The sequence below is a fragment of the Tenggerimyces flavus genome, assembly GCF_016907715.1.
Lineage (GTDB): Bacteria > Actinomycetota > Actinomycetes > Propionibacteriales > Actinopolymorphaceae > Tenggerimyces > Tenggerimyces flavus.
Genome location: NZ_JAFBCM010000001.1, coordinates 2069622 through 2082459, shown reverse-complemented (window position 1 = coordinate 2082459; position 12838 = coordinate 2069622). Strand labels below are relative to the sequence as shown.

Sequence of the window (12838 nt, the reverse complement as noted above, 5' to 3'; positions counted from 1 at the left end):
CAGGCCGGGGCGCTTCCGTTGATGCGTTCCCCTAGCTCACGCGCTTGATACCGAAGGCGCGCAGGATGGTGAGGTCAGCCGTCGACGTGGGGTCGCCGCCGGTGGCCTTGATGCGGAGCGAGGCGAAGCCCGAGGCCACGTTCGGCAACGGCGCTGTCGTCTTGAACCCGTCCGGGTCGGGCATGACCGTGAGCGCACGCCAGGTCGCGCCGTCGTCGTACGAGATCGACAGCTCGACCTTGCTCAGCCAAGGCGTCCCCGGGTCGGACTGGATCGTCAACGGCAAGCTCGACCCCGCCGGGGCATCGCCCGACGGCGAGAAGTCACCGCTGACGCGCGGCGCCACCAGGTTGTACTGCTGCGCATCCCCCGCACCCGGCTTCGTCGCCTTGAACGTCCACGACCCCGAGACCTGCCGCCCGTAGTTCAGCCACGACAGCTGGTGCCCCGTCTGCAGCTCGAGCGCGTACGTGGCCGTCCCCGTCGCCGAGCCCAGGGCCTCGACGGAGTACGGGTTGTTGGACGACCCAATCACAGTCCCGTTCCGCTTCAGCTGCAGCTGACCGCCGATCGAGTCCTCGAACGCGAACACCGGACCGTTCGCGCTGTTCACAGGCTCCGTGAACAGCACCATCCCGCCGTCGCCGAAGTGCAGGCCGAACGCCGACGACCCGTACGCCGGCGTCAGGAACTCCCGCTTCCGGAACTCCGCCGTGCCCGAGTACGCCCGCTCCCGAGCCTCCTGCACGAACAGCGCGTTCCCGCTCGTGGAGTCGAAGCCGTACAGATACCCGCTCCACAGCGCCTCGACGCTGCCGTTGACCTCCGTCGTCACCAGGTGCTTGCGCGTGGACGGAAGGTCGACCGGACGCTCGTAGCCGAAGTTGAAGAGCAGCCCGTTCGCGTCGTACGCCAGCCCGTGTCCCAACGCACCGGGCAGCGCCTTGCCACCCGAGCCGATCGAGAACGTGACCTCCGACAGCGACGAGTCCTTCACCGTGTACGTCGGGTCGGCCGGCAGCCGCTGCGACGTCGCCGACACGGTCTCGTACGTCGTGTCACCCGCCTCGGCCTCCTGGTAGTACGTGAACTGGTACTTCCGCCCAGCGACCGGAGCGGTCGCCAGCACGTACGCGTCCGGCGGCGACGGGAAGCCCAGCGAGTAGCTGTGCCACTGGGTGTCCGGGATCGCCTCCATCACCGACAGCTGCCAGAACTCGGTCTGCGCGTTCTGGTCGAGCTTGACCGAGACCTTCTTGGCCTGCCGCGCATCCAGGCTGACCGTCGTGTTGGCGGTCACCGCGAACGACGGCTTGGAGATCACCGTGATCGACGGAGCGACCTCGTCCTTGCCCGGCGTGATGAGGTTCTCCGTCACCGCGAACGTCGTGCCCTTCGGCACCCGCGCGACGAGCTTGCCGCCCTTCGCCCGCACGTCCCAGAAGTTGCCCGTGTACGGGTTCAGCACGACCGGCAGTTGCGCGAACCGGTCCAGGCTGGTGACCTTCTGGCCGTTGCGGTCGGTGTAGTCGAGCGTCACGTCGTACGACTCGGGCTCCACGTGCACCGAGACCGCGTTGCGGATCGTGATCCCCGCGGCGGAGGCGATGATCGTGCCGACGTAGAACTTGTTCGGCTTGCTCTTCGTCGGGTCGATCTTGACCGGCACCGCGACCGTTCCACCGGCCGGGACCGTGACGGTCTTCGGCACCCCGGAGAAGACGCCCGCCGGGATCGGAGCGCCAGCCACATCGGCCGGGTGGAACGCGACGTTCAGCTTGATCGCCTTGGTACTGCGGTTGACGTAGTGCACCGACGTGGAGTCGACCTTCGTGTGCGGCCACTTGTAGAACCGCGAGATGCTGCCCTCGTACGACCACACGTTCGCCTTGACCGCGCGCTCGACGTTGAGGAAGCCGGCGCCCTGCTCCCACGGACGGCCCTTCGGCGCGTTCGCGGTGCTCATCAGAGCCGTCTTGAGCTGGTCGGACTTCCACTTCGGGGAACGCTGAGCCAGGATCGCGGCCGCGCCCGCAACGTGCGGCGTCGCCATCGAGGTGCCGGAAAGCCTTGTGTAGAAGGCATCCAGGTTGTCGCCGATGTTCGTGCCAGCGGCACGGGCGGCGGCGATGTCGACCCCCGGTGCGGAGATGTCAGGCTTCAGCGCGAAGTCGCCGACCCGCGGACCCTTGCTCGAGAAGTCAGCGGTGGTGAGGTCGCGCTCGGTGGCGGCGACGGTGAGCGCCTTGTCGGCCGCACCCGGCGTCCCCACCGAGAAGTTGTCGTACGCGTTTCCCGCCGCGATCACGAACAGCGCGCCGGTGGACGCCGTCAGGGTGTTGACGGCCTGCGACATCGGGTCGGTGCCGTCGGTCGGGTCGCCGCCGAGACTCATGTTGACGACCTTGGCCTTCGCCGTACGCGTGGCCCAGTCCATGCCGGCGATGATCCCCGACTCCGAACCGAAGCCCTCGTTGTCGAGCACCTTGCCGTTGACCAGCGCGACGTCGGGCGCGACACCCTTCAACTTGCCGGCCGACTTCGCGCCGTTGCCGGTGATGATCGAGGCGACGTGCGTGCCGTGGCCGAACAGGTCGGCCGTGTCACCCGTACCGGAGAAGTCCTGCCGCGCGACGACCGCGCCCTTCAGGTCCTGGTGGTTCTCGTCGATGCCGGTGTCGAGAACGGCGACGCGGACGCCCTTGCCGGTGAAGCCGGCCTTCCACGCCTGCGGTGCGCGGACCTGCGGGACGCTCCGCTCCAGCGTGGCCTTGACCTTGCCGTCCAGCCAGACCTTGTCCACGGTGCCGTTCAGACTCGCGGACGTGCCGGGCTTGCGGTTGACCGAGCCGACCAGCCACCCCCAGAACTTCGTGCCGTCCTTCTTCGTCTGCTTCACCGCCGTCGCGCCGATCGACGGCAGCGAACGGTTGGGAATGATGCCCTTCGGCTTGCCCAGCTGCTTGCTGGGGCGCTGCCGGACGATCAGCGGCAGCGTCTTCGATTTGGCGTCGTCGTACCCCGCCGCGACGAGCCCAGCCACGTCGAACAGACGCTTGTCCAGCTTGCCCTGGGCCACCAGGCCCACGGCGTCGGACGGGTAGACCGCGATGACCTTCCCGTGTTCACGGACCCCGAAGGTGATGCCCTCCCGGCCCCTGGCTGCTCGCGGCAGAACGGTGGTGCGGCCGTTCTTCGCCTTGAGCAGGGTCACCTTGTCGCCCGTGATCAGGGTGACGGTGGCGACGGACTTGCCGGCCTTCGGTTCGGCCGACGCGCGCTGCGTCTCGCCCGCTTGCGCGGGGAGCGCTGCCACAGTGCTGACAGCCACCGCGCCCGCGATGATCGCGAGCGCAAGACTGCGTGCGGAATGACGCACAACTTGCACGAGTGATCCCCCACTTCGTAACGGTCTCGTCCCGATGCGAGACCCGTTGACTGCTTGACGCCACAAGTGCGCGGAGAGTTGTGCGATTTCTCAGTTTTCTTTCAGGAACGCGGATCCAGTCAGGGCAGGGCGAGTCGGTAGACCTTGCGCGGGCGCCCGGCCCCGTTCCCACGGACCGACTCGGCGATGAGGATGCCCGCCTCAGCCAGGGCACCGAGCACCTGAACGGCACGGGCCCTGGTCCAGCCCAACGCCGCCAGCAGGTCGGGATCGGACGCGCTCGCGGCGCCGCCGACCGACTCGAGGGCGCGGATCGCCTCCCGTTCGGGACGGCTGAGCTTGCCGACGGCCGTGTCGCGTTGCTTGCGGGCCTCCTTGAGCTCCGGCCAGCTCGCCCCGGTCAGCAACTGCCTGGCCGCGTCGAGAACGCGGCGCGGCTCGTCGTCGGCGGTGAGCTCGTCCAGCACGGAGTCGGGCAGCGCGCCCGCGGGGAGCCGACGGTCGAGCATGGTGCGGAGCTCGCCGGGAGCGAGGGGGTCGATCTCCAGCCGTACCTCGAAGAACGCGTCGATCGGCGCCTTCGCCAGTACCGTGGCCGCCGGCGGCTCGACGGCGACGATCCAGGTGAACGGGAGCTGCCACAGCTCGTCACGGAGGCGCCCGAAGAGGTTGGTCGCGAGGTCGAGCTCGGGCTCGTCGAGCAGCACGACCTGGGTGGCGTCGGCGCGGAGCTGCTCGAGCTGGTCGAGGACGTCCTGCACGCCGGTTAGCCTTCCGGCGGTGAGGTGGTGCACGGCCTGCCCGTTGCCGCGGAGCCGGTACGCGAGCTGGCGGAGCAGCGAGGTCTTGCCCACGCCCGCGGTGCCGACCACGAGCGCATTGAGGCCCAGCTCAACCGCCCGCGTGAGGCGGTTGAGCTCGAGCTCCCGCCCCACGAAGAGATCGGCATCGGTACGCGTATCAAGCAACGGCCGATTACTCACCTGCGGACGTCTCCTGGTGACCACGCCCTAACTTTACTTACAGTAATTAAAGTAAGCAACCCTCCGGCGCCCCGCCTCACCATGATCATGTACGTGATCATGAAGGCAAACCCGTCGTATATGACCGTTCGGCTTCATGATCACGTACATGATCACCGCGAAACAGTGCGACCTGGCACGCGCTTCCACGTCCACACCACCGCCCACCTCAGCAAGCGGTTGCCAGAATTTTCCTTAGCCAAGCTAATGAGGTAGGCTAAAGACATGTCTCCGATGCTCGTGCGGTCCGACCCTGGGCTGGCGAGCACCCTGAGACTCTCGGTGATGCGACTGGCCCGCCGCCTTCGTAACCAGGTGGCCGATGACAACCAGCTCTCCGCCAACCAACTGGCTGTTATGTCGACGCTCAATCGACATAACCTGTTGACGATTGGCGAGCTGGCCGCGTACGAGAAGGTTCAACCGCCCTCGATGACGCGGACGGTGTCGCACCTCGAGACCATCGGCCTGGTTGTGCGCGAGCCGCACCCGACCGATGGCCGGCAGGTCGTCGTGCGGCTCGCAGATGAGGGCCGCCGCCTGCTCGCCGAGGACCGCAAGCGCCGCGATGCTTGGTTGGCGAAGCGCCTGCGCGAGCTCACACCACAAGAGAAAGAGATCCTGCGCGCTGCCGCACCGATCCTGGAGAGGTTGGCTTCATCGTGAGTGCGACGTTCCGTTCACTTCGGAACCGCAACTATCGTCTATACGCAGCAGGGTCGGCAGCAAGCAACGTAGGTACGTGGCTCCAAAGAGTCGCCCAGGACTGGCTCGTCCTTCAGCTCTCCGGTAGTGGCACGGCGGTGGGTATCACTACCGGCCTGCAGTTCCTCCCCTTCCTCATCCTCGCCCCCTGGGCCGGGCTGATCGCGGACCGCTTCTCCAAGCGCAAGGTCCTGCAGATCACCCAGGCCGGCATGGGATCGACCGCGGTCGTGCTGGCCGTGCTGTCGCTGACCGGCGTCGCGGAGGTGTGGCACGTGTACGTGCTCTCCTTCCTGCTCGGCGTTTTCAGCGCGATCGACAACCCGGCAAGGCAGTCGTTCGTCATCGAGATGGTCGGCAAGGACGACGTGACGAACGCCGTCGGCCTCAACTCCGCCAGCTTCAACGCCGCCCGTATCGTCGGCCCGGCGATCGCCGGCTTCATGCTGATCGCGTTCGACCCGGGCGTCGTGATCGCGATCAACGCGGTCACCTACCTCGGACCGATCTGGGCGCTCTCCCGGATGCGCGCCAGCGAGCTCAGCACCCCCGAGCCGGCACCGCGCAAGAAGGGCATGGTGCGCGACGGCCTGCAGTACGTCCGGGGCCGCCCAGACCTGATGCTGATCCTCGCGGTCGTGTTCTTCGTCGGCTGCTTCGGCCTCAACTTCCAGCTCACCAGCCTGCTGATGGCGACCGACGTGTTCGGCAAGGGCTCGGCCGAGTACGGCATCCTCGGCTCGATCATGGCGGTCGGCTCACTCGCCGGCGCCCTGCTCGCGGCTCGCCGCGGCGGGAGGCCACGGCAGCGGATGATCATCGGCGCCGCCGTGCTGTTCGGTCTCCTCGAGATGATGTCCGGCCTGATGCCGACCTACCTGCTGTTCGCGGTCACGCTGCCGCTCGTCGGCATCGCCTCGATGACGATGATCACCGCGGCCAACGCGACCATGCAGCTGTCGGTGACTCCGGAGATGCGCGGCCGGGTGATGGCGCTGTACGCGATGGTCTTCATCGGCAGCACCCCGCTCGGCGCCCCGATCGTGGGCTGGGTCGCCGAGGCGTTCGGCGCACGCTGGACGCTGATCGGCGGCGGCGCGCTCTCCGTGCTCGGCACGCTGCTGGCCGCCTGGCTGCTCAAGCGGCACCAGGGCCTCCGCGTCCGGGCGCACATGCTGCCGCGGCCGCACTTCCACGTCTTCGAGCCCGAGGACGGCGAGCCCACGCCGCCGAACGGTGCCGTGCCCACTCCGCGCGGTCCCGAGGCCGCCCCGGACCCCACGCCCCAAGCCTTGTCGGTGGAGCCTGACAAGGTACGGCCATGGAGTTCAACCGGTACCTCGAGACCCTCGCGGCCGACGCCGACCGCCTCGCGACCGTGGCGCGAGAAGGGCCTGCTGCCGCGGTTCCGTCGTGCCCGGACTGGACGGTCCGCGACGTTGTAGAGCACGTGACGTTCGTCTACCTGCACAAGATCGAGTGCATGCGCCAGCAGGCGCGGCCCGACCCGTGGCCACCGGAGCTGCCTGAGCGCGACCCGCTCGAGGCGTTCACCGAGGCGTACGAGGCGATGCGGACGGAGTTCCTCACCCGAGGCCCGGCCGCACCCTCGTACACCTGGTACGCACCCGATCAGACCGTCGGCTTCTGGTTCCGCCGGATGGCGCAGGAGACCGCGATCCACCGCGTCGACGTCGAGCTGGCCGCCGACCAGGTGACCCCGATCGACGCCGAGCTGGCGGCCGACGGCGTCGACGAGGCGCTGCGGGTGATGCTCGCCGGCGACTGGTCCGACGAGCCGCTGTCCAAGCCACTTGCCGGCAAGACGGTCGAGCTCGCGGCGAACGAGCGATCCTGGCTGGTCGCGTTCGAGGAGACGTCGATCGCCGTTCTCCCAGGCGGACGTACGCCCGACGCCCAGGTCTCGGGCGACCCGTCCGACCTGGTGCGCTGGATCTGGGGCCGCGGCCCGCTCGAGCCTCTCACCGTCCAGGGGGACGAGGAGGTGGTGCCGGCGTTCCGCGACCAGGTCAAGCTCGCGACGGGTTGATGCTAGGCCGTGTCTGTCGAAGATCGCCTGACGCGCGACACCCCACATCCCGCCTGGACGCGGTGCACCTCGTCACCCATATAACCAATATGAATTCCTCCTGCACCACGCCCAGCCGGGCGCGGGGCGCCGCGCGCCATCGCGCTACGCGCGATGACCGGCGCTATTTGCCAGACACGACCTAGTAGACCGAGAAGCCTCCGTCGACGAAGATCGCCTGCCCGGTGACGTACGCGCTCGCGTCGCTGGCCAGGAAGATCGCCGCGCCGACGAAGTCCTCGGCGAGCCCGTTCCTGCCCATCATCGTGCGTGCCGCCAGGCGGGCGACGCGCTCGGGGTCGGCGAACGTCTCCTGCGTCAACGGCGTCTTGACGAAGCCTGGCACGATCGCGTTGCAGCACACCCCAGACGACGACCATGCCTCGGCCTGCGAACGCGTCAGCCCCAGCGTCGCGGCCTTCGAGACGCCGTACGCGCCACTGTTGCCGAACGCGCGGACCGACTGCTGCGAGCCGATGTTGATGATGCGTCCCCAGCCGCGTTCGGCCATGCCCGGACCAAGGGCCTGTCCGAGCAGGTACGCCGCGTCCAGGTTGATCGCCATCGTTTGGTCCCACTGCTCGACCGGCTGCTCGGCGAACGGCGGGCGCAGGTTCAGCCCGGCCGCGTGCACGAGGATGTCCGGCGGCCCGAACGGCTCGACGATCGCCTCGCACGCGGCCGCCAGCGCCGAGCGTGAGGCCAGGTCGGCGACCACGTACGCGCCCTTCGGCAGCTCGTCGACAGTCGACCGCAGCGCGTCCTCCTGCCGTGCGACCACGACCACCGACGCGCCCGCCTGACCCAAGCCCAGAGCGATCGCCCGACCGATGCCCGACGAGCCACCGGTGACGACCGCCACCCGGCCGGACAGCGAGAACAGGTCAGACAGGAAGTCGTTCACGCTCGGAACCCTACGACACCCCGAGCAGCTGCTTGATCGGGTCGATCGCGAAGTAGACGAGGAAGAGCACCGCCACTGCCCACAGCAGCGGGTGCACCTCGCGCGCCTTGCCGCGGACAGCGCGCAGGATCACGTACGACACGAAGCCGGCCCCGATGCCGACCGTGATCGAGTACGTGAACGGCATCAGCACGATCGTGAGGAACGCCGGCAGCGCGACCTCGATGCGATCCCACGGGATGTCCTTGACCTGCGTCATCATCAAGAACCCGACCACGATCAGCGCTGGCGTCGCGGCCTCGTACGGAATGATCTCGACGATCGGCGCGAACACCGTTGCCAGCAAGAAACACAGCCCGGTCACGACCGACGCGAGACCGGTCCGCGCACCCTCGCCGACACCGGACGCGGACTCGATGTAGGAGGTGTTCGACGACACCGAAGCCGCACCGCCAGCAGCAGCGGCGACCGAGTCGACGATGAGAATCCGCTGTGTGTTCGGCGGATTCCCGCCCTTGTCGAGCAGCCCGGCCTCGGCGCCGATCGCGGTCATCGTGCCCATCGTGTCGAAGAAGTCCGCGAGCATCAGCGTGAACACGATCAGCAGAGCGGAGACGACGCCGATCCGTTCGAACGAGCCGAGCAGGCTGAAATGCCCCACCAGCGAGAAATCCGGCAGCTCGATCCAGCGGTCCGGCAGCGCGGGAACGTTCAGTCCCCAGCCCTTCGGGTTGACCTGGTCGCCGGACACCGACGGGCCGATCTTCGCGATCGCCTCGATGATGATCGCGAGCGCGGTGGCACCGAGGATGCCGATCAGCAGCGCGCCCTTGACGCGCAGCACCAGCATGATCGCGATCGCGATCAGCCCGACCACGAACACGAGGACCGGCCAACCACCGAGGAACCCGTCGACCCCGAACTGCACCGGCACCGGCGGCGCCGCGGCGCGACGGACGAAGCCCGCGTCGACGAACCCGATGAACGCGATGAACAACCCGATGCCGACCGAGATCGCGATCTTCAGCTCCCGCGGCACCGCGCGGAAGACCGCCGTTCGGAACCCGGTGAGCACGAGCACGAGGATGATCAAGCCCTCGATCACGACCAGGCCCATCGCGTCGGCCCAGGTCATCTGGGTCGCGATGCTGAACGCAACGAACGCGTTCAGGCCCAGGCCGGTCGCGAGCGCCAGCGGGAAGTTCGCGACGACGCCCATGAGGATCGTCAGCAGGCCCGCGACGAGCGCGGTGACGGCCGCGACCTGCGCGAGGTTCGGCGCCGCACCGCCGCCGAGGAACGCGCCGGTGACGTCCTTGCCGGTGCCGATGATGAGGGGGTTCAGCACGATGATGTACGCCATCGTGAAGAACGTCACGAGACCACCGCGGACCTCGCGGCCGACCGTCGAGCCGCGCTCGGTGATCTTGAAGTACCGGTCGAGCGCGCCGCCCCGCGGGCGGGACTCGGTGGCGGCTTTCCGGGTGCCTGACTCGGCCATCTCGGTCCCTTCATGGGTCCGTGCCCTCGATCCCCAGCGGATCTCGTGCGCAGAATGCCAGACCATGGGGTGACCTGGACAGATATGCTCGATGTGTGTCGGAGAAGTCGCCCCCTCGTTTGCTCGAACAGGCACACGTGGAGCCGCTGGACGTAGACGGCGTCCGGACGCTGGGAGTGGGAGCAGTCGTCTGGCTGGTCGCGTTCCTCGCGCTGCTGCCGTTCTACGGTCGGCTGCAGGAGCAGGGCAACGGCTGGTGGCTGTGGACCTGCCTGTCGGGCTTCGGCCTGGGCGTCATCGGCTTCGAGTACTGCCGCCGCCGCGCCGCGCACCTCCGCCGCGCCCGTGAGCGTACGCAGGCGGCGGACACACCCCCACCGCCGGACACCCCCACCGCTGCCTGATCTACAGAGGTCGGCTAACGAAGCCGGCGATGCGTGCTTACAAGCGCTCGATGTCGTCGAAGCCGAGCGTGTCCAACACGTGGCTGGGCAGGTCGACCGGCTGTCGTGGTTCCTCGTACGGCACCGCCTCGGAGTGCGCGCCGCAGCCGTGGTCGAGGGAGACGACCTTGCCGTCGCTCGGGGCGTACTCGTTCGCGCAGACGCCGAAGACCGTTCCCAGCTCGCCGGCCATCCGCACGATGAAACCGCAGGTCGAGCAGTGTCCGGGCGCCGCCTGGGCGATCGGCGACTCGGGCCCGTTGTCCCCGGCGTACCAGCGGAACACCGCGTCGTCCTTGCCCACCGGCGACAGCACGCGGATACGGCCGAGGCCGAGCTCGTCGGCGACCCGCTTCACCTCGTCCGGGTCGGCCGGAGCCTCGGCGTAGCCGGGTACGAGGCGGGGGTCGTCGCCGGTCGTGGGCAGCAGGTCGCCGGGACCGAGGTCGCCGGGACGTACGCGCTCCGACCACGGCACCCACGCCGGGGCCAGCACCGACTCGTCACCGGGAAGCAGCACGACCTCGTCGACCGTGACGTGCTTCTGCCGCGGCGCACGGGCGACCGTGACCGCCCAGCGCCAGCCCTGGTAGGCGGCGTTCTGGTTGGCGAAGTAGTGCGTGACGACGCGTTCACCGTCGGCGACGCAGCCCAGGTGAGCGCCCAACTCGTCCTTGCCTGCCATCTCGAGGGCGGCGTCACGAGCCAGCTCAACCGCTTCCGCGCAGGCAGCATCGAGCCTCAGGGACTTGGCGGTGCGCCGGACTGCGGTACTCACGGGGAGTGATTCTGTCACGCGTCCGCAAGACACGTGACAGCAACGGGGGACCTCCCTGAAGACAGCGGGCCGCACAGTAGGCAGGATTGAAGGGTGGAACCCAGCAGCGAGCCGCGCAGACACGGCCAGCCTCTGGGTCCGCCCGGCCGCAGAGCCGCCCGGCGGGCGGGCGGAAGTGCGCCACCCACGCCTCCTCCCCAGCCGCCGCGCGAGCTGCCACCGCCGCCCAAGCAGCCGCCTGAGCAGCCCAAGGCGGAGGAGGAGGCAGCCGAGTCGAACGGGACCACCGGCCGCTTCGGCAACGCGACCCGGGCGATGAAGACCGCCGGCAGCAGGATCGCCGGCGCCTCGACCGGAGCGGCCAAGGGCACCGCCCGCATGGTCCGCAAGGTCACCCACGCCCAGGGCATGGGCGAGACCGGCCTCGCGAAGCTGATCGAGATGCACGCGGTCAACATGGCCGGCGACGCGTGCGTGATGGTTGGGCTCGCCGGCACGCTGTTCTTCACCGTTCCGTCGGCCGAGGCCCGCGGCCGGGTCGCGCTCTACCTGCTGATCACGATGGCGCCGTTCGCGATCGTCGCGCCGCTGATCGGCCCGTTCCTCGACCGGTTCCGCCGCGGCCGGCGCTGGGCGATCGGCTCCACGATGGCGGCGCGTGGCTTCTTCTGCTGGGTGCTCGCGGGCGCGGTGATCACCGAAGAGCCGTACATGTACGCGCTCGCGCTGGGCTGCCTGGTCGGGTCGAAGGCGTACGGCGTGACACGCGCGGCCGCGTTACCCCGATTACTCCCCGATCAGGTCGAGCTCGTCACGGCGAACTCGCGGATCTCCCTCGCCGGCACGATCGGCACCGGCATCGGCGCCGGCATCGCCGCCGCACTGTCCGCGGTCGGGCCGGACTGGGCGCTGCGCTTCGGCTTCGTGGTGTTCATCATCGGCACCGTGCTCGCGATCCGGCTGCCCGCCCGGGTCGACTCCTCCGAGGGCGAGGAGGGCGTCGGCGTCGCCGACATCGGCCGGACGTTGCGCGGGGTTCCGACGTCGGTCGTGCTCGCGCTGCGTGCGAACGCGGCGTTCCGCGCGTTCGCCGGTTTCCTGATCATGTTCATGGCGTTCCTGCTGCGCGAGCACCCGCTGTCGACGATCCCGACCGCGCTGCAGGTCGGCGTGGTCGCGGGTGCGGCCGGCATCGGCGCGCTGGCAGGAACGACGGCTGGTGCGTTGACGCGAGCGCGCAGCCCCGAGGTCGTCGTCCGTGCGTTGCTCGCCGCCACTTGCGGGCTCGCCGTACTCGCGGCCGCGTTCTACGGCCTGATCACGATCGCGCTGGTGGCGTTGGCGGCCGGGCTCGCGCAGCAGATGGGCAAGCTGTCGCTGGACGCGTTGATCCAACGGGACGTACCGGAGCACGTACGCACCAGCGTTTTCGCGCGGTCGGAAACCCTGCTCCAGCTGGCCTGGGTCATCGGCGGCGGCATCGGGATCGTGCTCCCGCTGATCCCCCAGCTCGGTCTCGGCCTGTTCGCCGCGGTCCTGCTCGGCGCGCTGGTGTGGGTCGTGAGACCTAGGACTCGAGTTCGTTCGCCAAAGCCCGCAGGACCGTCGACACCTGCTTCCCCGTCCGGCTCTCCGGATGGCGGTTCCGCCGGTACGTCGACTCCAGGTCGTCAAGAAGCTTGATCAGGTCCTCGACGATCACGATCATCTCGTCCGGCGTCTTCCGCATCGCCTTGGCCACGCTCGGGGGCGCGTCCAGCACTCGCACCGACAAGGCCTGGTCGCCCTTGCGGCCCGCGACGATGCCGAACTCCACGCGCTGACCGGCCTTCAGCGCAGTCACTCCCGCCGGCAACGCGGCAGCCCGAACGTAGACGTCGCCTCCCTCATCCTTGGTGAGGAAGCCGAAACCCTTGTCCGTGTCGTACCACTTGACCTTGCCTGCCGGCACAGAAACCTCGCTCGATCGAACCTGACGCAATGCGACCCCCGAGGACGGGGGCCGTTC

11 protein-coding genes are annotated in these 12838 nt (G+C 68.8%); 5 read left to right on the top strand and 6 right to left on the bottom strand.

Annotated features, from left to right (window positions below; genetic code table 11):
* Positions 1-31: 31 nt before the first annotated feature.
* Both JOD67_RS09600 and JOD67_RS09595 read right to left on the bottom strand, forming a co-directional pair.
* Positions 32-3331, bottom strand: a complete 3300-nt coding sequence (locus JOD67_RS09600; RefSeq protein WP_205117078.1) for a S8 family peptidase — start codon at positions 3329-3331, stop codon at positions 32-34.
* A gap of 176 nt (positions 3332-3507) precedes the next feature.
* Positions 3508-4371 (bottom strand): ATP-binding protein, encoded by an 864-nt coding sequence (locus tag JOD67_RS09595; protein ID WP_205117077.1) that lies wholly within the window; start codon positions 4369-4371, stop codon positions 3508-3510.
* A 264-nt stretch (positions 4372-4635) separates the two neighbouring features.
* Between JOD67_RS09595 and JOD67_RS09590 the strand changes: the two genes are divergently transcribed.
* The 3 genes from JOD67_RS09590 to JOD67_RS39980 are packed head-to-tail and all read left to right on the top strand — an operon-like array spanning position 4636 to position 7165.
* Positions 4636-5076: a MarR family winged helix-turn-helix transcriptional regulator gene (locus tag JOD67_RS09590; RefSeq protein WP_275577064.1), complete on the top strand. Its 441-nt coding sequence runs from the start codon at positions 4636-4638 to the stop codon at positions 5074-5076.
* Positions 5073-6560 (top strand): MFS transporter, encoded by a 1488-nt coding sequence (locus tag JOD67_RS09585; RefSeq protein WP_205117076.1) that lies wholly within the window; start codon positions 5073-5075, stop codon positions 6558-6560. Before JOD67_RS09590 ends, JOD67_RS09585 begins: the two co-directional genes overlap by 4 nt.
* Positions 6494-7165: a maleylpyruvate isomerase family mycothiol-dependent enzyme gene (locus JOD67_RS39980; protein ID WP_307782732.1), complete on the top strand. Its 672-nt coding sequence runs from the start codon at positions 6494-6496 to the stop codon at positions 7163-7165. Before JOD67_RS09585 ends, JOD67_RS39980 begins: the two co-directional genes overlap by 67 nt.
* A 181-nt stretch (positions 7166-7346) precedes the next feature.
* Here JOD67_RS39980 and JOD67_RS09580 read toward each other — a convergent pair whose 3' ends face one another.
* Positions 7347-8108 (bottom strand): SDR family NAD(P)-dependent oxidoreductase, encoded by a 762-nt coding sequence (locus JOD67_RS09580; RefSeq protein WP_205117075.1) that lies wholly within the window; start codon positions 8106-8108, stop codon positions 7347-7349.
* Between the two features lie 10 nt (positions 8109-8118).
* On the bottom strand, positions 8119-9609 hold the full coding sequence (locus JOD67_RS09575; RefSeq protein ID WP_205117074.1) for an NCS2 family permease: 1491 nt from the start codon (positions 9607-9609) through the stop codon (positions 8119-8121).
* Positions 9610-9704: 95 nt separating this feature from the next.
* Here JOD67_RS09575 and JOD67_RS09570 point away from each other — a divergent pair, with 95 nt between their 5' ends.
* Positions 9705-10013 (top strand): DUF2530 domain-containing protein, encoded by a 309-nt coding sequence (locus JOD67_RS09570; RefSeq protein WP_307782334.1) that lies wholly within the window; start codon positions 9705-9707, stop codon positions 10011-10013.
* A 37-nt stretch (positions 10014-10050) separates the two neighbouring features.
* Here the strand turns inward: JOD67_RS09570 and JOD67_RS09565 are convergent, their stop codons facing one another.
* On the bottom strand, positions 10051-10830 hold the full coding sequence (locus JOD67_RS09565) for a DUF3027 domain-containing protein (RefSeq protein ID WP_307782333.1): 780 nt from the start codon (positions 10828-10830) through the stop codon (positions 10051-10053).
* 93 nt (positions 10831-10923) lie between these two features.
* On the opposite strand from JOD67_RS09565, the gene JOD67_RS09560 reads away from it, so the two are divergent.
* A complete protein-coding gene (locus JOD67_RS09560; RefSeq protein ID WP_307782332.1) occupies positions 10924-12513 on the top strand; it encodes an MFS transporter in 1590 nt (529 codons plus the stop codon).
* On the opposite strand, the gene JOD67_RS09555 is transcribed toward JOD67_RS09560, so the two are convergent.
* The gene (locus tag JOD67_RS09555; RefSeq protein ID WP_205117073.1) at positions 12398-12781 is read right to left on the bottom strand and encodes a cold-shock protein; all 384 of its coding nucleotides are present in this window, start codon (positions 12779-12781) and stop codon (positions 12398-12400) included. The two genes, JOD67_RS09560 and JOD67_RS09555, sit on opposite strands and share 116 nt — an antisense overlap.
* Positions 12782-12838 lie beyond the last annotated feature (57 nt).